The 20,728-nt window shown below is 46.2% G+C and carries 12 protein-coding genes and 1 tRNA gene; 2 read left to right on the forward strand and 11 right to left on the reverse strand.

Features of this window, described 5'->3' with window-relative positions; translation table 11 throughout:
• Window positions 1–26: 26 nt before the first annotated feature.
• Together ACOIT5_RS10170 and ACOIT5_RS10175 are read right to left on the reverse strand one after the other, a co-directional pair.
• Window positions 27–713, reverse strand: a complete 687-nt coding sequence (locus ACOIT5_RS10170; RefSeq protein ID WP_423130360.1) for an energy transducer TonB — start codon at window positions 711–713, stop codon at window positions 27–29.
• A gap of 136 nt (window positions 714–849) precedes the next feature.
• Window positions 850–1,530, reverse strand: a complete 681-nt coding sequence (locus ACOIT5_RS10175) for an energy transducer TonB (protein WP_423130361.1) — start codon at window positions 1,528–1,530, stop codon at window positions 850–852.
• A gap of 124 nt (window positions 1,531–1,654) precedes the next feature.
• Here ACOIT5_RS10175 and ACOIT5_RS10180 point away from each other — a divergent pair.
• Both ACOIT5_RS10180 and ACOIT5_RS10185 read left to right on the forward strand, forming a co-directional pair.
• A tRNA-Ala gene (locus ACOIT5_RS10180) sits at window positions 1,655–1,728 on the forward strand.
• Window positions 1,729–2,094: 366 nt separating this feature from the next.
• Window positions 2,095–5,937 (forward strand): PAS domain-containing sensor histidine kinase, encoded by a 3,843-nt coding sequence (locus ACOIT5_RS10185; RefSeq protein ID WP_423130362.1) that lies wholly within the window; start codon window positions 2,095–2,097, stop codon window positions 5,935–5,937.
• A gap of 70 nt (window positions 5,938–6,007) precedes the next feature.
• Here ACOIT5_RS10185 and ACOIT5_RS10190 read toward each other — a convergent pair whose 3' ends face one another.
• The 9 genes from ACOIT5_RS10190 to ACOIT5_RS10230 form a co-directional block, all read right to left on the reverse strand.
• Window positions 6,008–7,687, reverse strand: a complete 1,680-nt coding sequence (locus ACOIT5_RS10190) for a right-handed parallel beta-helix repeat-containing protein (protein ID WP_423130363.1) — start codon at window positions 7,685–7,687, stop codon at window positions 6,008–6,010.
• On the reverse strand, window positions 7,684–9,129 hold the full coding sequence (locus ACOIT5_RS10195; RefSeq protein ID WP_423130364.1) for an agarase: 1,446 nt from the start codon (window positions 9,127–9,129) through the stop codon (window positions 7,684–7,686). Before ACOIT5_RS10195 ends, ACOIT5_RS10190 begins: the two co-directional genes overlap by 4 nt.
• A 21-nt stretch (window positions 9,130–9,150) precedes the next feature.
• Window positions 9,151–9,951, reverse strand: a complete 801-nt coding sequence (locus tag ACOIT5_RS10200; protein ID WP_423130365.1) for a glycoside hydrolase family 16 protein — start codon at window positions 9,949–9,951, stop codon at window positions 9,151–9,153.
• A 179-nt stretch (window positions 9,952–10,130) separates the two neighbouring features.
• Window positions 10,131–11,930, reverse strand: coding sequence for a RagB/SusD family nutrient uptake outer membrane protein (locus ACOIT5_RS10205; protein WP_423130366.1), 1,800 nt, complete (start codon window positions 11,928–11,930; stop codon window positions 10,131–10,133).
• A 41-nt stretch (window positions 11,931–11,971) separates the two neighbouring features.
• Window positions 11,972–15,220, reverse strand: a complete 3,249-nt coding sequence (locus tag ACOIT5_RS10210) for a TonB-dependent receptor (RefSeq protein ID WP_423130367.1) — start codon at window positions 15,218–15,220, stop codon at window positions 11,972–11,974.
• Window positions 15,221–15,377: 157 nt separating this feature from the next.
• Window positions 15,378–16,373 (reverse strand): FecR family protein, encoded by a 996-nt coding sequence (locus ACOIT5_RS10215; RefSeq protein ID WP_423130368.1) that lies wholly within the window; start codon window positions 16,371–16,373, stop codon window positions 15,378–15,380.
• A gap of 118 nt (window positions 16,374–16,491) precedes the next feature.
• Entirely contained in the window at window positions 16,492–17,076 is a 585-nt protein-coding gene (locus tag ACOIT5_RS10220) for an RNA polymerase sigma-70 factor (RefSeq protein ID WP_423130369.1), read from the reverse strand.
• A gap of 25 nt (window positions 17,077–17,101) precedes the next feature.
• Complete coding sequence (locus tag ACOIT5_RS10225; RefSeq protein WP_423130370.1) at window positions 17,102–18,376, reverse strand: AmpG family muropeptide MFS transporter; 1,275 nt, start codon at window positions 18,374–18,376, stop codon at window positions 17,102–17,104.
• A gap of 12 nt (window positions 18,377–18,388) precedes the next feature.
• Complete coding sequence (locus tag ACOIT5_RS10230; protein ID WP_423130371.1) at window positions 18,389–20,725, reverse strand: DUF4922 domain-containing protein; 2,337 nt, start codon at window positions 20,723–20,725, stop codon at window positions 18,389–18,391.
• Window positions 20,726–20,728 lie beyond the last annotated feature (3 nt).

Raw genomic sequence — 20,728 nt, forward strand, 5'->3', positions numbered from 1 at the left:
ACCAGGATTTTCGTATTTAAATTTTACTACTGCAATACAAAACTGATAGGCACCGTATAAGATACTTTTACGGCTTTACCACGTTGCATTCCCGGCTTCCATTTTGGAAGGCTGTTGACCACGCGAAGTGCTTCTTTATCCAGCGAAGCATCAACTCCACGGGCAATACGGGCATTGGTTACGCTTCCGTCTCTGTCAACTACAAAGTTAACATACACTCTTCCCTGAATACCATTCTCCTGTGCAATCACCGGATACTTGATGGCATTGGCAATAAACTTACGCAGAGCAAGCTCACCACCAGGGAATTCAGGCATATCTTCTACAATAAAGAAAACTTCGCTCTCTTCTGCTTCCTCTGCATCGCGTTGAATAATAGGGGCAACATCAACAAAAGTTTCTTTATTGGCTTCTGAATCGTCAATTTGCAATTCGTCTTCAATTTCGGTATCGTCATCCACAATCGTCAACACCTCAACTACTTTCGGCGGCGGCGGCGGTGGTGGTGGTTTTACCTCTTCCTGGCGGGTAATAGGGATAATCTCATCTTCAACCTCTTGCTGTACAACAGATCCCAAAGAAGCAGCCTGGTCAACTTTAGATGTCCATTCAAATGCAAGTAAGGTAAGGCCCAGAGAGATCACTAACCCAACCTGAACAAAAATATTCCTTTTGCTCTCCAGATCAGCCTTAGGTGATTTCTTCAATTCCATAATTCAGTTTTAGAAGTTTATTCTTGTTACAGAAACATTTTTACTTTGAGGGGTTAAAGATAAAAAATTATCTGCAAATCCAAGAGCTCGTCTTTTAATTTATTTGGATTTAATTTTTCTGTTTTCCTGTCATTTATTATTGAAGTACAAACCGGATCGGTACATGAAACCGCACTTTGACGGCCTGTCCGTTTTGTATGCCGGGTTTCCATTTGGGCATGCTGTTTATCACACGGAGCGCTTCACGCTCGAGTGAATCGTCTATTTTACGGGTAACTTCGGCATCGCAGATGCTACCATCGGCATTGACGACAAAACGAACAAATACGGTCCCGAACACCCCGTTTTCCTGTGCAATGACCGGATACTTCACCGAATTTCGGATAAAACTGAGCAGAGCGCGCTCTCCACCGGGAAATTCAGGCATCTCATCCACCAGATCAAAGATGACCTTCTCCTCCGGTTCAGATTTCCTCGTTTCCACATAACTTTGCACCAGGATGGCTTCGCCGGCCGAAATATCTGAATTGAACAGATCGGGGTTAAAATCATCCACATCGCCGTCGTTATCTGTCAGAACAAATTCTTCTACTGTGATCATCGGTGGTTTAGGGATCTCACGCACATCCGATGTTGGCGGAATAAACAATTCATCAGGAGCTTCCCAGCGGAGCGGATCAAAGTCAACAGGTGGTTTTACGGGTGTTTTCCAGCTAAATGCCAGCAGAACTGCGGCGAGTGATAAAACTAATCCAATAGAAAAAAACACCGGACGTTTGGTTTCCAAATCTGCGTGGTTCGTTTTTTTTGTTTTCATGGCAATTAAATTTAGGAATGTTAATTTGATGGCTTCTGCCAGGAAAAAACAAAAACCAAACCAAAATTTAATTTTTAAGGCGCTGTTTTAAAAATATTATTATATTTGCCGTGCAAAAAAAATCGGGGGATTAGCTCAGTTGGCTAGAGCGTTTGACTGGCAGTCAAAAGGTCATCGGTTCGATTCCGATATTCTCCACTGAAAATCAAGGAGTTACAACTAAAGATTGTAGCTCCTTTTTCATTTGTACTAACAAAAGTACCTTCGGTATAAAACAGCCTTCTCCGAATGGATGAAATAGCAAGGAAGCAGAACGAATTTTTCCCATATTAGTGCTGCAGTGTATATATAGTCAACGGTAAAAGATATCGGGACCTATTGTTTTAAGCGCATTTTTTGTCTAAGTATACTTTTCAATTCAGCAAATTTCTACTCCATCCTCCTTCTTCCCTGATCTGTGTTAACATGTTGTATGACATAAGAATCTGACTCACAGAAAAATTTATATCATTAATTTTGAATATTAGTCCCTGAAAGAGAAAATATTACTTAAAAAGTAATAACATGATGGATAAAACAAAAAAGGACTTGATTGAAGAGTTGTCTCAGGTAAAGTCGATGTTGTCCGAACTAAAATCGGACTATGCCAGGCAGATAAAAGCCAGAAAGCAGGCTGAGTTTTTGTTGAAAGAAAAAGATCATTTTTTGGGTGCTGTCATGGAAGCTATTCCCGAAGCTTTGGCTGTTACAGATCATGCCGGAAACATCTTATATGCTACTCCCAACCTTTCAGCCATGTTTCGTGTTCCCGGCGGGGAACAAATTACAGGCCTGTCTGTATTCCGTTTTATTGATGAGAAAGAGCACGAGAAAATACGTGAACGTCTGAAAAAAAGGATAAACGGGCAGGTTATTGGACAAAATGAATATACCGGTATCCGAATGGATGGGACCAGGTTTTCCATTGATGTAAACGGGAGTGTCATCCGGGACGATCATAACGGCATCAACAAGCTGGTGTACGTCATTCGGGACATTTCGGAAAAAAAAATCATCGAGGATAAACTGCTCAAAAAGGAACATATACTTAACTTATTTATTGAACATGCCCCGGTTGCCATTGCCATGTTTGACACCGATATGAAGTACCTTGCTGCCAGCAACCAATATATAAGGGATTACGAACTGGAAGGTATCGCCTTGGACGGAAAATCACATTTTGAAATTTTTCCGGGAATATCGGAGAAATGGAAAGAAATTCATCGAAAGTGCCTCAACGGCGAAACCGAAACGAAGGGTGAAGATATCGTTTACCGAAAAGACGGGACGTTTGAATGGATCAGGTGGGAGATCTACCCATGTTATGAGAAGCCGGGAGAGATTGAATGGCTATTTTTGTTCTCCGAAATCATGACGGAGAGAAAACATGCTCTTGAAGCATTAAAGGAAAGTGAACACCGTTACCAGTTTGCTTTGGATAATATGCTGGAAGGTTGCCAGATTATTGGTTTCGACTGGCATTATATCTATCTGAACAAGGTAGCTGTAAAACAGGGAAAATACCGGAAAGAAGAACTGATCGGCCATTCCATGACTGAGCTATATCCCGGAATAGAAAGCACCCTGTTATTCCGGAGGTTATCGACGGCCATGCATGAGCGTACGATTCAGGAATTTGAAAACGAATTTATTTACCCCGACGGAACAAGCGGCTGGTTCGATTTGAAGGTGCAGCCTGTACCCGAAGGGATCTTTATTCTCACTATCGACATCACCGAAAGAAAACAAGCAGAAAAGGCACTGCGCGAGAGCGAAGAGTCGTTGAAACTAGCGCAGCTGGTAGCCAAAATGGGTGATTGGGAATTCGATATTGGCAATAACAAATCCAGGTGGTCGGAAAACTGTTTCAGGCTCTACGGGCTTGAACCCAATGAAGTTGAACCATCTTTTGAATATTTCATGAGTAGGGTTCACCCGGATGACCGTCATTTCATCAGCGAAGGCTATGAAAAGCTACTGACAGATAGGGTGCCGGTTGATATGGATCTTAGGATCATACTCCCGGACGGAGAACTGAAATGGATCTTAAACAGGATCATCCCCCGTTTTGATCAGGAACAACTAACTGAACTGCAAGGAATCAATATTGATATTACCGATTATAAAAATGTGCAAATTGAACTGACAAAGCAGCAAAAGCTGTTTGAGACCATGTTTCACGCCATGACCGACGGTGTTCTGATTACCGACACTGACCGGAATATCATCCTGGCCAACAAAGGGATGCAATCCACATTTGGTTACAGTCCTGACGAATTGAAAGGTGGGAGTCCGGCTATCCTTTATGCCGATCGGGAAACTTTCCTGGAAGTGGGGCAAGCCATCCTGCACAAAGATTCTTCCGATCCGAATAGGATATTCACCGCAGATTATATAGATAAGAATGGCCGGATTTTTACCTGCGAAACCTTTGGATCGAAGCTGTATGATAATCAAGATAACTGGATTGGAAACCTGTCCGTTATCCGGGACATTACCGAACGAATAAAAGACCGGAATGCGCTTTTGAAAAGCGAGGAGCAATATAAATACCTGTTTGAGCATAACCCGATACCCATGTGGATTTATGATTTGGAAGCCCTTCGCTTTTTGATGGTCAACAATATGGCACAGGAAAAATATGGTTATACCTCCGATGAATTCCTGCAAATGACGATTAAAGACATCCGGCCGGCAGAAGATGTCGATGATCTGTTGGACAATATCCGGTTATCTCCGATTACTGCCTACAATTCCGGCATATGGCGTCACCGAAAAAAGAACGGTGAAATAATCTATGTTGAAATTATTTCCCATCCCATAGAGCTTGAGGGAAAAAATGCACGTCTGGTGCTCTCCAACGATGTCACTCAAAGGGAAGAAGCGACTCGTGCCCTGAGAGTCAGCGAAGCAAACTACAGAAGTCTGTTTGAAAACCATTCAGCCGCAAAATTAATGATCAATATACCTGACGGTCAGATTATTAATGCCAATGCTGCCGCATCCCGCTTTTACGGGTGGACCATTGATCAATTAGAAAAAATGAATATTAATCAGATCAGCAAACAATCAAAAGAAAAAATCAAATTACGATTGGCCGGAGGAAGTGATCAGCTTAGTCCCCATTTTGAATCGGAACACAGGCTGGCTAACGGAAGTTTCAGGTATGTCGAGATCTTTTCAAGCAAGATCCGGTTTCAGGAACGAGATTGTTTGCATGTTATTATTCAGGATGTGACTGAAAAAAAAGAAGCAGAGAAAATGCTGAAGCTGCTTGGCAAGGTGGTGGAACAAAGCCCGGTCAGTGTACTGATCACCAACCCTCATGGCAAGATCGAGTACATCAATCCCCGTTTTTCAGAAATTACCGGTTATCTGTACGATGAAGTGATCGGAAAAACACCCAACATCCTGAAATCAGGTTATCATCCAACCAGTTATTTTGAAGCGATGTGGAAAACCATCAGATCAGGGAAAAACTGGACCGAGGAATTCCTCAATAAAAAGAAGAATGGAGAAACGTATTGGGCCCATGGGATTATTTCCCCGATCAAAGACAACAACGGAAAAATCACAAACTATGTCGGGATCGAGGAGGATGTGACCGAGATGAAGCAAATGATCGCTGATCTGATAGAAGCTAAAGAAAATGCAGAAAGGGCAGAGCAGCTGAAATCATCTTTTCTGGCCAATATGAGCCACGAGATCAGAACCCCGCTTAACGCCATCCTGGGGTTTACCGAAATTCTTGTTGAAAACGACTTATCGGCTAACAAAGTATCCGAAAGAAAGGAACTACTTCGGATAATCAATAAGAACGCAGAAAGTTTATTGCAGATTATTAATGATGTTCTGGATGCTTCGAGGCTGGAAACTGGTGAGGTCAAGATCAGTAAAAGTACGTTTAGCCTTGGTTCAATGCTTAATCGCTTGTATATTCAATTTCATAAAAAACTGGCTGATGAAGGAAAAAATCAGATCGATCTCAAACTGTTGCAGGCTCCGGAAATGTTTACCCTGAATACCGATGAAAACCGATTAATCCAGATTTTTTCCAATTTGCTGGATAATGCCTTGAAATTCACTCAAAAAGGGCAAATTTATTTTGGAGTTTCCCTTGTGAGTCCGGATCGGGTTGAGTTCATCGTTTCCGACACAGGCATCGGTATCCCGGAGAAAGACAAACTGGTTGTTTTTGATCGGTTTAGGCAGGTGGAACCAACGACTACAAGGCTTTATGGAGGCAATGGACTGGGATTAAGCATCGTCAAAGATTTATTGAAATTGATGGGAGGAGAAATTCATCTCGAATCAGAGGAAGGAAAAGGCACACTGATCCGATTTTATATTCCAGCGAATGAAAAATAGTCCTCCTTCCGAAGAAATTAAACGTTCTTCTTCGCGTGCCATATGCAATAAGAAATGACGATCAGCGAACTCAACGTTTCATCTGGTGAACTCCAAGCTCCACCGGTCCGTCAACCGGCAGTGGGTTGCCAAAGTAATCTGTTACCGGAGCGCCTGCTTCCGGGAGGACGACTCCGATGTTTATTGCCGGTGAACCGGCTTTAATCTGGTAGCCAGCCGGTCCGTTTCCAACTTGCAGAAAAAGCGGATCGTCATACACCGGGTTCTCCGAAACCGGCCAGTTGATGGTGGTATTCCCGTGACAGAGGTTATTGAAAAAATGGTTCTCCCCGCTGTTGCCCAAACTGTATCCGTGGTTGTTGCCGCTCATGTAAAAAATGTTGTTGTAATAATAGGTGCGTTCCGGGTCGCCGCCCCAGTCTTTGTGATAGATCATCTGTACATCTTCCTGGGAGGGAGATAGGTAAAAGACGTTGTTGTGAACGAAGGTGTTGGTAGCCTTACCGCCGACTTTAAACGCATATTTCGACTCACCGTCCCGCTCCGCCAGTCCTTCGCGTTCAAAAATGTTGTATCTGACAATCGTGCGGTCGTTAAATCCTCCGTAATTTCCGGGGCCGCCGGTTACGAGCATGCCAAAATCGTTATCGTGCAGATAGTTGTATTGAATGATCGTGTTCTTCGTCCGGTAATCGCAGTCAAGTCCTCCTGCATCGGCGTCGTTCCGGTTCTTCTTTGTAAACCGGGATTCGTTATATTGCCATAGCGCTCCGTCGGTATTAAAGTTGAAAGCCGCGTTACCCGATCCTTTAATTCCGTTCTGATGAAACAGGTTGTGTTCCATCAGCGGGTTCTTGGCCACGCGGACAATCAGCGCGTTCGCTCCGGCCCGTTCAAATACATTGTTTCGGATGACGACGTTTAACGAGGGCGTCCAGTTTTCGTTCGTGGTCAGGGTTCGCCGGTCCCAGGAGCTGACATTCGACAATCCCGTACGGTCGACGTCGTGGATATGGCAGTTTTCAATCAACAAACCGTTAAACCAGGTTGGTACCCGGTTGCCGGTGATTTCGATAAATATTCCGCCGTTGTTTTTTGTTTTTTCATCATTTTGGTTGATCGCGCCGTTCACTCCGTGAACATGGAGGTTAATTAACTGAACCTGATTCACCTCCCCCATATCGGTTGCAGTAATCCTCACCCCGGTTTTAAGGCTATTACCCGAAACATGCTGAGACGGGTTTATTGCCTGAAACCAATCGGTTACGTTCCTGCGTTCCCATTCTTCCAAACTAATCCCCTTTTCTTCGGAAGCTGCGTAATTGGTGATTTCCAGGTCGCGCAGGGTTGTGTAGGCTATGTTTTTTAAATGAACGGTATTTGCCTCCCCCTGCCCGTGGATAGCAGGCCGCGGTCCATCTCCATACCGCCCGAATGTAACGGGTTTCCCGGCTTCCCCCGAACCCGAAGGCTGCAAGCTTCCATACCAGTTTTGACCGGCTTTAAACAAGACTTGAGCTCCTGAGCCAAATGTTTGTTTGTTGACGTGTTCGATTGTCTTCCATGCAGTTGATACCGACAAGCCTGAGTGTTTGTCGTCACCATCCTCTGCGTCCAGATAGTAGACTCCGGTCAGCACGGCAACCGGCAAGGCGGGCTTCTGAGAGCACGAGGAGCAGACAGTAAAACCAATCATGATCCGGAATATCGTCAGGCTGAATTTACCGCATGTCAGGATCAGCTGTTTCATCGGCCAGTTTTTTTTGAATCAAAATGTTTGATTAAATCATATACCTGAAGGTTGAATTCCGTCATCTTATCGACGGCATCCTGCCATACATCATATTCATTGTTCACAATACCTTTATTCGCATCAATATTCGACGGGTCGACACCTTTAGCTGTCGGGTCGTTGTCCTGGTATTTGAAATAATGCCAGCCGACACAATTACCCGACTCCAGCAAAGCCAGATTAAAGTTTTGATAAAACAATCCCCTGTCGCGCTGGGTGCGGACAATCCATCCGGCCCCGCTTTGATTAGGCATCCCCGAATCTTCACCTTTGGTATAATACTCGGTAATCAGGAAGGGTTTTCCGCTCCATTCGGTATAATTTTTCATGTGCCCGGCATCCGGGGTCCAGTAGTTATAATAATTTACCGAGATGAGGTCCAGGTATTTTCCCGCAGTTCTCATAAAACGTTGATTGTTACGCTCGCTGCCATAAAAGCGTGTCCCCAGGTACATGTGGTTTGGGTCGTATTTTCTGATTGCGGCCGATACGATAGAGAAATACCGATCTGCCACATGTGCAAAAAATTCTTCGCGGTGCTGATCGGTTACTTCCTCTTTACTGATCCCCTTTGATGTTAACCAGTCGTTAGCGCCGTGATGCCCGGCTTCAATTTCGGGAAGCGACAAAAAATCCTCGAGAGCTGACAGGCGAAAAGGCATTTCATTGTCGGAAAAGTGACCAAACAGGTTCGGATCATCTTTAGTGGTCAACAACTGACCGGCATGCCGGTCGCAAAACTGTTCAAATTCAGGATCGAACACGAAGATGGCCTCGTTGGGATAACCGGTATGTCCGGGTTTCTGGTAGGTTCCCCCGCGTTCGCGGCCGTAAGCCGACATGAAATTCCAGTTAATGGTGTACGCAAACGGTTCGTCGGCCCGCTTGTTGGCCTCGATGATTGCCGGATGATCGGACCACGAGCCGGCACAGTTAAAGCCAAACTGACGCAAAAGAGTGATGGTGCTGTCTATCCAGTTCTCATTTGATCCAAACCTGCGTTGCAACGCCTCCTGATTCCGTTCAGACCGGCCCCGGCTAATGCTGTTCAGCCCGATGTTGATGTACAAATAGCCTTCGGGATCGACGCCCCACCAACGATCGTTTATCTTCAGGACATGAAAAAAACCGGTGGCCTCAACCTGATGTTCCGTCCAACCGCCATATTGGCTTAACGTTGGAGGGGTTGTTGGAGCGACATAAGAAAGAAGATTTTCTACAGTTCGCGTTTCGAAAGGTTCGTAGCCGGTGTAGCTGCGTGAACCATCGGGGTGATACAGTTTTCGTTGTGCGTCAACAGTCAGGTATTCCTGTTCTTTTTGTTTGAGGGAAGATGGACTGCAGGCTGAAAACAGGATCGAGGCAGCAATCAAAAGTAAACAGGCAATTTTGTTTTTCATAACTCTTAACTTTTGTTTTAATTAGCGTTGGTAAACGCGCACATAATCGACTTCAAAAACATGAGGAAACAGGCTGTCGTCGATCCCTTGTTTTCCGCCGAGCCCGCCTCCGATGGCCAGGTTCAGAATTAAATGAAAACGGCGGTCGAAAGGCCAGGCAGGCGACCCGTCAAATTCATTCTGAAAGGTAAAATAGTGCTCACCGTCTACATAACTGCGGATTTCCTGTTCGTCCCACTCCATCCTGTAAACATGAAATTGAGTGGTTGCCGTTGGCAAATACTTTTTTTTGCCTACCTGGGTCTTTTTAACATGATTGTATTTACCGGTATGGACAGTTGAAAAGACTGAGTCGGGCATAAAGCCAACATGTTCCATCAGGTCGATCTCCCCGCTGTGCGGCCATTTTCCGTACTCGCCGTCGGTTGACAACATCCAGATGGCCGGCCAGGTACCCCTGCCCGACGGAAGTTTTGCACGAACTTCAACCCGGCCGTATTTCCAGTCACCTTTTTCTTTGGTTGTCAATCTGCCCGAAGAATAATTTTTCCCAAAGGTGGGTTCTTTCCGGGCCCTGATTTTCAGGGTGCCGTTGTTTACCCAGGTGTTTTCGGGCCGTGCTACCGGATACCATTGTGCTTCATTATTTCCCCAGCCATAGGTGTTCCCGCGGGTGTCGTAATTCCATTTTGTTGAGTCGGGCAGGCCTTCATAATCAAATTCTTCCGACCAAACCAAGGTCCACTGCTTGGTTTGTCCGAAGCCTTGTAGCCCGCAAACCAAGAGCATTAATAAGATGATGTTTATCCGATATCTTTTCATTGATGTATTTCGATTAAAAATGAGGGACTCAAAATCTGCTAATACGAAACTGATGTCTTGCCCTCATGAAGTAAAAATGATTGTATACAAAAGGCTGCTTAACATGAGTTGCTGCCGGAAACAAATTCCGGTCAGCAACCCATGTATTCCTTTACACATGCCATTTCAAGCCAGGAACCTTAATAGCCCGGGTTCTGCGGGAAATTTTCGGCGCCCATGGCATCAATCTGGTCCTGTGGGATCGGCCAGTTCACGTGAAAAGGTTTCACATTGAAACGGACCAACACATCATTATCGGCGCCATTGAAATCATAATAATAATGCGGATTGGGTTTAAAATTGGGATCTCTGCCGTCAGAAACGCCATAAGTTGCAGCATTATAGGGGACCGAAGCTGCCGGAAATTTTGTAAAATCTCCCGCGTAGCTTTTCATTTGGTCAAACCAGATGCCATTTCTTTTCAAAAAGTCCCAGCGACGGCCTTCAAAAGCCAATTCGCGCGCATGTTCATCCCGGATCAGTTCAAAGGTGATTTCACCGGTTTCTTCATCATTCCCTGCACGCGTCCAGGTGCGGTTGTAATAATCGAGCGCTTTCGCTTGGTTTCCCAAGTGCATACAGGCCTCGGCCCCCAACAGGTAAGTTTCGGCTAAACGGAAAACCATCAGGTCCTTAAAACTGGCGCTCGCTCCGTCTGCATCCAATGGTTTTGACCAGATATCCGCCATTTTCAATGAAGATGGCAATAGCGCCCGGCGATCAATTTTTGAACCGGTTGCCGCGAATACGTCACGCCCGTGCAGGCTGTCTCCGATCTGCACTTTATAGGGAACTCCGGAAAAATTTGTTGTTGAATTAACCGTCACACCATTAACCACCACGGGTTGAGAAACCGGGATCGTGATCAGTCTGTCCGAATTCTGATAGGTGTAATGAATTTTATAATATGCATTAAGTCGTTTATCATTTTTCGGATAAAGCGAGATCAGGTAGCTGTTCGGGTACGCCAGGCCCCATTGCCTTCCCAGGTTTTCTTCGTGATACCTTACCAGTTGTCCGTTAACCATCCGCTGGGTATACGATTGCTCGGCGATGATATTCACATATTGTGAGCCGACCCGATGGCCTGTTCCCCCGCCTCGTTCGTTGGAAAATTTAATTACCCACAAGGTTTCCGGGGACTGTAAATCTGATTTATTGAAAATATTTGACGGATCCGGCACCAGCGATAAATTAAAATCAGGGGTGGCATCAATCGCATCTACATTCGAGACGACTGTTGTCCAGTCTTTTGCCCAGGCAGCAACCAGGGCTTTCAGGTGGTGGGCTGTGGCTTTGGTCACACGCCCGGTCATGCCATTTTCCGGCGTGTTGGGCAGCGAAGCGATCGCCCGATCCAAATCGGCATACATCAACTGAAAAATAGCGGCGCTGTCGGCGGGTGTGTAAGTCAATTCATCCAGGTTTTCTTTGGTAACAGGCTCTGTTGTCAAATACAACTTCGAAAATCGGGAATACAGCCCGTAATAACAATAGGCCCTCCAGAAACTTGCCTCGGCCACCAGATTTTTTGCTTCGTCCCCCAGTTTGTTTCCATGAAAGATCACTTCATTGGCCCGGCCAATCAGGTAATATTTATGAGTCCAAAACGGGCTGTATAACAATCCCCTGATGTTGGAGGTAGGGCCGGGGGACGTGTAGCGGCTCATGTTCGCATCATCTCCGGTTGTAAAAACAACCAGATCGGTTGTTCGTTCTCCGAAAAGATAAGCGGCCAGAAATCCGTTTGCATTTCCTTTTTTTACAATTCCTTGCTCATAGGCATAAAAGGCCAGCACCATTTTTTCGAGGCCTTCTTTTGTTTCAAATAAGGTGCTTGATGTAAAGTTCGTCTCCGATTCTTCCATCAGAAAATCGTTGCATCCATAAAAGGACATTGCGATGAGAATGCCCAAAATATATATCATGTAATTTTTCATATCCATATTGATTTATGTTGTTATGAACCATCCCCATTTCGTTAAAATGTCAGGTTTGCCCCAAAAGTAAACGTACGCGCTTCCGGATAAACTCCGGGAGTGGTTTCCGGGCTGTACGATTTAAATTTGGTTGAGGTAAACAAATTTGTTCCGGTCATATAAAACCTGACCTTCTCAATAAAAACCTGCGAGCTTAATGATTTTGGGAGCGTATACCCCAGGGTTGTCGTACGTAACCTGAAATAGGACGCATCCTGTATGCCTAAAAGGTTGAAATAAGGTACCGCTGCGGTAAACTGAGGACGAGGCGCTTCATTTGATTGATTCTCCGGCGTCCAGTAATTCACTTTCATTCCGTTCAGTTTTCCGTTTAAACTGCCTCCCGAATCAAAAAAATACAGGTAGTTGTTGTTCTTTTTTACGCCCTGAACGGTATAAAACTCAAGAGCAAGGTCGATGCCTTTAAACAGGACATTCATATTAAACGAACCATACCACTGGGGATCAAGAGTATAAATTTTTCGGTCGTCGGTGGTTATGGAGCCATCGCCATTGTAGTCTGAAATTTTAATGTTTCCGGGTGTTGGGGCTGCATCTCCCGGAAGATAGTCATTCTCGCCTGGTGTTTCTCCTTCCTGCCAAATACCCCCGAAAACGAAATTATAATCGACGTTGATCGGCTCGCCGATAAACCAGCGGTTGTTGGTATCGTTGATGGGCTTACCCTCTTCATCCACCCGTCCGTCTATTTTGACAATCTCGTTCTTCTGGGTTGAAAAACTGGCTCCCAGGCTCACGACAAGGTCTTTCTGATCGATGACCCGACCATCTATGGTGGCTTCCCATCCCCAGCTTTTTGTTTCACCCAGGTTATCCCACATGGTATTGTAGCCGGTAATGGACGGGATGGTCCGCTGCAGAAGCAGGTCTTCAGTCCTGGTCCGGTAATGCTCCAGCGAGGCGTTCAGCCGGCCATGATAGGCCGAAAAATCGATGCCTGCGTTAAACGAACCGGTGGTTTCCCATTTCAGTCCCAGGTTTTGAAGTTGCGCGGTGGGAAGATATCCCACTGCGAGGCCGTTTCCAAACAAATATTCATAGCTGTCGGAGAGCCCGAGGGTGCGGTAAGCCGGAATGGCCCAGTTACCGACCACGCCGTAACTAACCCTGAATTTCAAATTGTCAAGCCAATCTGCATCGCTGAGAAATTGTTCTTCGCTCACCCGCCAGGCAAGAGCGGCTGAGGGGAAATTCGCCCATTTGTTTTCCTTCCCGAAAACCGAAGCCCCGTCGCGCCGGAAAGAGGCGGTCAGCAGGTACCTGTTCATCAGGTTGTAGTGCAAACGGCCGGCAAACGATGCAGCCTTGACACGTTCAATACTCCGTGTTACTTCAGAAATCTCTGAATCGGCTGCAACGTTCCACTTGAAAATATCGGTGGTTGAATTCAGAAAATCAAATCCGGTATTTTTTTGTACATCTGCCTCTGAACTTTGAATCAATGTAACCGTTAACTGATGGTTTTTATTGGCGATGGGCAATTCGTAGTTCACTACATGGTCGATCAGCCAACTTGAACGGGTAAAATTCCGGATTAAACCTTCACCGGTTGAAGCCGGATAAAGCTTGGTTTTGTAAACACCTCTTTCCCTGTTGTTTGAACGAAGGTTGGCGCTGAGCTTATAGCTAAACCCTTTGAAAGGCCTTATGGTAACCGAAGATGACAGGTTGAGGTATTCATCCTGTTGTTCTTCATCGTAATTGCGAATCCTCCACAGCGGATTAATATCTCCCGCGCTGGTCGATTCGCGGATCAGATTCCCGTCGGGATCATACGCCTGCGCCAGCGGGGGGCGGGTGATAAACTGGTTGAATGTACCATCGGCGGTTTGCTTCGATGACTTCGTAAAGGAAATGTTTGAACCCAAATCCATCCAGTCGGTAATCACAACATCCGTATTTAAGCGGAATGTCCCCCGTTCATAACCCGATTTTTCGACAACGCCGTCCTGGTTATAATACCCGAATCCGGTCGAGAATCTGAATTTTTCTGTACCGCCGCGTACGGTAACATCATGTTTATGCTGCAAGGCGTTGCCCAGCATCAATTTTTCCCAATCGACATAACGTTTGTTTGTATAAGCCTCATACATCACGGCGTCGTCGAGCACGGCTTCGTAATTGATGTTATCCGGAGTGCCAATACCGGCCTGCCCGTCGTTATATTTCGCCCAAAACCGTAATTCGAGCCATTCATCGGGCGAATAAAGCGAGAAATTCTTTTTAAATTCCTGGAAACCGGCATAGGAATTAACATCGACCGAAATTTTACCGGCTGCTCCCCGTTTGGTTGAAATCAGAATAACACCGTTAGATGCCCGGGAACCATAGATAGCCTGGGAAGATGCGTCTTTTAGGATTTCAATCGATTCAATATCAGATGAGTTCAAATCGTTGATGTGAGGGACAATCATTCCATCAACCAGATAAAGCGGATTCTGACTGCTGGATAAGGAACGGTTTCCCCGGATACGGACGGTGGAAGAACCGCCCGGGCTGGGATCGGCTAAAGATACCTGGACGCCGGGCGCTTGTCCCCGGAGCATTTCGGTGACGTTGGCTGTCGGGAATTTATTTAGTGCATCGGCGCTCACCGAAACTACCGAGCCAGTCAGGTCACTTTTTTTCATGGTGCCATATCCAATCGCTACCACTTCTTCAATCCCGATAGTTTCTTCCTCAAGTTCCACATTCACCGTGGTTCTTCCGGCTACGGGAATTTCTTTTGTCCTCATTCCTACAAATGAAAACAGAAGAACCGCATTGCCCGGAACGTTCGAAAGCATGTAGCTCCCGTTAAAATCGGTAATGGTACCGGTTGTTGTGCCTTTTACCACGATGGTAACTCCGGGCATTGGCACACCCGAAGCATCAAAAACCTGACCGCCAATGGTTACCGGCTGTTGTTGATTGATCCGGTTCTGACCAACAACAGGTGTTAAAACAATATGCCTGTCTTTCACCGTTGCGTTCACCTCGTTTTCGCCAAACAGACGTGATAAAATCTGGTCAATGCTTTCATTTTGGGAAGAAATATTAACTTTCCGGTTCACATCGATTAATTCTCCGTTATAGAGAAAATAGATACCACTTTCTTCTTCAATCCGCGATAAAACCTCCCTGATGGTCACATTTTTCATTTCCAGGTTCAGTTTGTTCGTTTGCGAGAATGAGTTGCTTGCGAATGCCTGAAACACACTGATTAATAAAATCAAAAGCGTATTGCGCATAATTGTAAATTTTTTACGATGCTTTGCCAGGGCAAAACATACCCGATTCATGCTTTTTTTCATAAATTTGACTGTTTTTTAGTAAAACATTTACCCCTTAGGGTGAATACAAAGGGAGAAGTGTTGGAGCACTTTTCCCTTTTCATTTTTTCACTGTTTAGTTCATTTTATTGATTCGAATTATTGATTTCTCTGCTTTTCCGGTTACTGCATCGATTTTACCGGGAACGTAGGTAATTTTAATCGGCGAACTCATTTCAAGTAATTCCAACACCCGGTGTAACGGTTCATTTTCGAATACCGTCGTGAATTTGTACTTGTTCAGTTCCTGATCCATCAACTGCACGTCGACTCCGTACCAGCGTTCAAGATTTTTAGCCATCTCTTCCATCGGCGTATTGTTCAGGATGAGGATATTCCGGTGCCAGGCAATGTATTTTTCGGCATCAACCTGGTTTAACGAAGATACCTGTTCCGTTTTATCATACTTCCATTGTTGATTGGGATATAACCGGACGGCTTCCCGGTCTGCGTCTGCCACATCATTTTGCAATTCAATGCTTCCCTCTTTCAGTACAACCTCCAAATGGTCTTCATCAGGAAAGGCTTTTACATTAAATTGTGTGCCAAGAACCCGGACAGTGATGTTGTTAAATTTCACATCCATTGGAGCATTCGCATTTTTAGCCACATCAAAAAAAGCTTCGCCGGTGAGCTCCAGTTCGCGGGTCGCCCGGGCAAAAGGGATTGCATAACGGATACGGCTTTCGGCATTCAGCCAAACAGTTGTTCCGTCGGGCAACTGAACCTTACTCCTGATTCCCGGCGGACTGGATACCTCGTGATAACTTAACTGTTCTGTTCCCAGGTCCGAAGATTTTTGGCTAAGACTCCAGATGCTCACGATAAGAAGCGGAAGAATCAGTACAGCGGCAATCCTGCCAAATTGGGTATAAAGGGTTTGTATTTTGTGTCGCCGGTTGATTTTCGAATGAAGGATGGAATAGGCTGTATCGGTATCAACCGATTTCAATTCCGAAATGAACAGGCCGGCTTCGATAAGCTGATCGGTGTTTGTCTGATTTTTCTTCCCTTCCAGAAACTGATCAAACGTTTCGGTGGCATCCTCAGGTATGTTTTTATCTTTTCTCAAGGCTCATGCTCATTTTTATCATTGTCTCGTATACGTCTAAAGAAAACAAGCGTTTTGGTTTGCTTTCGTAAATAATACAAATGAGCCACGGCGCACACGTAGTCGGAGAGTTATTTTTTTAGAAAAAAAGATCGAAGAGGAATAACAGGACCAGGTAATCTTTCAACTCTTGTTTCAAAATTTTTAAAGCATGGCTGATTTGGGTTTCAACCGTTCTTTTTGAAATCTCCAGCCTTCCGGCGATTTCATCATTTTTCAATTCATTGATCCGGCTAAGAATAAAAATTTCTTTGGTCCGCGGAGGTAATTTTTCGAAAGCCTGACTGATTTTTTCCTGAAGTTCGCTGCTCACAAAGATATCCGGTTCAAAAGTCAGGTTGTTCTTTATTATTTTCCTGAATTCGTCGATCTTTCGGGCCTCCGTCTTTTTACGTTCCAGAAAGTTCAGTCCCCTGTTTCGTACCGAAGTAAACAAATAAGGTTTTAACGACAACGAACCTTTAATTTGATTTTTTTGGCACCAGATTCTGAAGAACAAATCCTGAACAATTTCCTCCGCCTCATTCCGGTTCCGCGTTATTTGAGCGGTGAAGATCACCAACCCCGGATAATAATGTCTGAAAATTAATTCAAAAGCGGTTTGATCTCCGGCAATTAAACGGTCAATCAATACTTTTTCGGAAATGCCTTGAATAATTTGCATGCCCCAAAATTAATGAAAAACCCGTTTACTTTTTGGTTCCGAAGTTCGGATCGATTTTCAGAAATTTCACGATCACAAAGCCGGGGATGGTGCAAATCATCACCCAAATAAAAAAAGACTGGTAACCAATCATTTCCTGTATCCAGCCGCTGATCATTCCCGGAAGCATCATGCCCAGGGCCATGAACCCGGTACAAAGCGCATAGTGGGCGGTTTTGTGTTTTCCGTCCGACAGGTAAATCATGTACAGCATGTAAGCCGTGAATCCAAAACCATAACCGAATTGTTCAACTACCACCGATGCGGTGATGATGCCGAGCTGTTGCGGCTGGGCAAAGGCCAGAAACACGTAAACCAGGTTGGGCAAATTCATGGCCAGCACCATGGGCCACAGCCATCGCCTGATCCCATGAAGCGATACCGCAATTCCCCCGAGGATACCGCCCAGCATGAGCGCGATAATTCCGGCTGTTCCGTATATAAAACCAATGTTGGCGGTACTTAGACCGAGACCGCCTTTCGCAGGTTCATCCAGCAAAAACGGAGAGGCCAACTTGACCAGCTGCGCTTCACCCAGGCGGAAAACCAAAATAAACACCAAGGCCACGGCAATGCCCTCTTTTTTGAAAAAGGAACTGAAGGTTTCGATAAAATCACTCATCACTTCCCGGAGGCTTTTATCGCCTCGCTGATCATCGGTTGCCGGATGCGGCAGAATAAACAGGTGCCAGAAAAAGAGAGCGACAAAAAACACGGCCAAAATAAAAAAAGTGATACTCCAGGCCCAGGATGTTTTTTCTGCGATGCTTTCCATGTGCCCGGCCAGAATAACCAGCGGCCCCTGTCCGGCCAGCATGGCCAGGCGGTAAAAGGTATTGCGGATGCCCACGAAAAACGCCTGGTCTCGTTGCGAAAGTCCCAGCATGTAAAAACCGTCGGCAGCAATGTCGTGTGTAGCCGAGCTAAAAGCCATCAGCCACAAAAAGGCCAGGCTATACCGGAAAAAATTGTCCGTCGGCAGGGTGAACGCCACACCGGCCAGCGCACCACCTACTGCCAACTGCATGCTGATAATCCAGAAACGTTTGGTGCGCAGGTTATCGACAATCGGGCTCCAAACAGGCTTAATGACCCAGGGCAGGTACAGCCAGCTGGTGTACAGCGCAATGTCGGTATTCGAAATATCGAGCCGCTTGTACATGATCACCGAAACGGTCATTACAAATACATAAGGAAGTCCTTCGGCAAAATAAAGCGAGGGAATCCAGGTCCAGGCATTTCGGGTAGCGGCTTTTTTCATTCGTTTTTGTTTTTAGTATTGTTTTATCAGGCTGGCGCCTCTAAAATAATGGTTTAAGATGGATTTGTAGCGATAGCCCTTTTCGCCCATCACGGCAGCGCCAATCTGGCAGAGGCCAACGCCGTGCCCCCAACCGGCCCCGGTGAGTCTAAATTGTTGCGGAATACCCTGTTGTTCATCCAGGCGATCGACCACAAAAGCCGAACTGTACAGGTGCGATTCAGACAGGGCCCGCCGTATTTCCAGCTCTTTGCCAATCGTCATCGTTCGTTTTGTGCCGGTAATTTTCAGTTTGATCAGACGGGCCGAATATCCCCGTTCAACCGGTTCGAGCCGGATGATCCGGCCAAAGTCGATCCCTGTTTTTTTACGGATAAGCGCCGAAAGTTCGTCTTGAGTATAAGTCACCTTCCAACGGTAAAAATCAGTTGTTTTCTGATCGAAGTCGGGCAGCACCTGCGCCAGCGCCTGTTGATCGGAAGTATTGCAAAAAGCGGGCGGACTGCTACGGATCCAGGCTTCCGCTTCGCTTTCGAGGCGCAGGTCGGCGCCGGTGGCGACAGCCTGTTCCGAATCGGTAATACTGGTCAGGTAACTGTGAAAAACAGGCTCCCATACATGCTCAAAATTTTCGGAGATGCCGCCGCAACATTTCGAAAAGCGGGCATCACAAATGTGTCCGCCGGCAAACAGCACTTCTCCAAAAGTTGCGTCGATGGCTGCATTGGCCTTGTCGCTGATGATTTTGGTGATGCCCTGGTAACGCTGGCAGTGGTCGTCGGCACACACGTCGAAAAGGCTGTGGTCTTCGCGGTCGTACCAGCGGATTAGTTCGTTTTCGCTTTGCCAGGTGGTTTGATAGTTTTGTTTATCGCTTTTCAGCCTTTTACTTTTCCCGATCTGTGCCAACAGCCAGCTGCGCGAAATTACGGCGTGGGCTTTCAACAACTCGGGTGAGCTGGTAGCGCTCATCTCCGACGAAATCACTGAACGCAGGTACTCTTCGAGCGGCGCCACATTGATCGCCCATAGTTTTCCTTTTTCGGCAATCAATTTCAGGTTCCCCCTGAACTGCTGATCCTGTTTCTGCTCCCAATGAAAATCGATTCCAATGGTAACCCCTTTTAAAATGAAGGAATCGGCATCCGACCCGGACTGAAAGTAAAATTCATTCGACCGGATTAATTGTCCTGTTTCAGATTGAAGCTGAATCCCGTCGCCGTCAACCGTCGCGGTAAAAAAGGAGCCCGCAGGCTGATTTCCGGCTGTATAATTTCCTTTAAGCTCAAAGTTGATTTCCGTCCCCGACATAATGCCTACCTGTATTTCAGGCTGAACCTGTCCCTTCCGAAGGGACATACCGCCGCCCGGCATGGTGGTTTTTTCCATTTCATAAAGTCCGGCCAGGCTGTTTTTCAATCGCTCAAAATCTTCTTCATTGATGCTGACTTGCCGGTAGATGTCTGTCAGGTCGTCTTTGGTCAGTTGATCAAAGTTGTCCTTTCGGGGAAGAATGACTAATCCGGCCATTTCGACCGAGGCGGGGCTCATCAGGATTTGGGCGTCTCCTTCGGCAAAAAACTGCCGGGGCCGTTGCCGGTCGCGCGGGAAGAGCAATGCCTGCCATTGTCCGTTCTCAAAATTCACCAGCAGGTTAAGCATGGGTTCGCCTTCCTGCCCGCGCTCTTTCAGCGCGTCGAGTGCAGTTTGGATATGTTGCTGCAAGGCGGTCGGGGAACTCGACGTGTAGACCAGAACATTCCGAAGAAACCCCTTCCCAATGGCATAGATGCTCGTCGTTTGATCATGAAATAAGCGTTCACCCGATTTCTCGGCCCGTGTTTTCAGTTCGCTGCCGGCGGGGATGAATTGTTTGCTCCCGGCCTGAAAATGGAAATGATCGGGTGCAGAAGCCCCGCACCGGGGGCCATTGTAAAAAATGGTGAAGGCGGGTAAGGCCTGGCTGAGTTCAAACATGTCGGCCAGGTAAGGTTCAATTTCTTGCGGCAAGTGTTCATTGAGCGAAATGGTCAGGTGTTCCGGAAAAATCGGGTAGGGGTTAAGCAGAATCGTATATTTCCCCATGAAGTCAAGCCCGGTTTGTTCTTTTGGCCGGTTAGCCCCGCACAGAAAACATGCCCGTTGCTGAATGGATTGTGTATCGGTTTTGGCGGCCGAGGAGCGAATCCGTTCGGGGTTAAACTGCGCATCGATGCGGAAACCACCGAAATCAAACGTGCGTGATTCCACCTGTTCCAGTCCGGCATAGTTCGTTTTGGCCAGCTCCCAATCCTGCTTTTGCTGTTGAATGAGTTCGGTTACCTTTATCTCCAAGCGTTTATCGGTCATGTT

This window comes from Gaoshiqia hydrogeniformans, assembly GCF_049347105.1.
In the GTDB taxonomy this organism is placed as follows: domain Bacteria; phylum Bacteroidota; class Bacteroidia; order Bacteroidales; family Prolixibacteraceae; genus Gaoshiqia; species Gaoshiqia hydrogeniformans.

Coding starts and splice junctions, on each gene's coding strand:
- ACOIT5_RS10170 (WP_423130360.1), bottom strand. CDS start 713: ATGGAATTGAAGAAATCACCTAAGGCTGATCTGGAGAGCAAAAGGAAT.
- ACOIT5_RS10175 (WP_423130361.1), bottom strand. CDS start 1,530: ATGAAAACAAAAAAAACGAACCACGCAGATTTGGAAACCAAACGTCCG.
- ACOIT5_RS10185 (WP_423130362.1), top strand. CDS start 2,095: ATGATGGATAAAACAAAAAAGGACTTGATTGAAGAGTTGTCTCAGGTA.
- ACOIT5_RS10190 (WP_423130363.1), bottom strand. CDS start 7,687: ATGAAACAGCTGATCCTGACATGCGGTAAATTCAGCCTGACGATATTC.
- ACOIT5_RS10195 (WP_423130364.1), bottom strand. CDS start 9,129: ATGAAAAACAAAATTGCCTGTTTACTTTTGATTGCTGCCTCGATCCTG.
- ACOIT5_RS10200 (WP_423130365.1), bottom strand. CDS start 9,951: ATGAAAAGATATCGGATAAACATCATCTTATTAATGCTCTTGGTTTGC.
- ACOIT5_RS10205 (WP_423130366.1), bottom strand. CDS start 11,930: ATGAAAAATTACATGATATATATTTTGGGCATTCTCATCGCAATGTCC.
- ACOIT5_RS10210 (WP_423130367.1), bottom strand. CDS start 15,220: ATGCGCAATACGCTTTTGATTTTATTAATCAGTGTGTTTCAGGCATTC.
- ACOIT5_RS10220 (WP_423130369.1), bottom strand. CDS start 17,076: ATGCAAATTATTCAAGGCATTTCCGAAAAAGTATTGATTGACCGTTTA.
- ACOIT5_RS10225 (WP_423130370.1), bottom strand. CDS start 18,376: ATGAAAAAAGCCGCTACCCGAAATGCCTGGACCTGGATTCCCTCGCTT.
- ACOIT5_RS10230 (WP_423130371.1), bottom strand. CDS start 20,725: ATGACCGATAAACGCTTGGAGATAAAGGTAACCGAACTCATTCAACAG.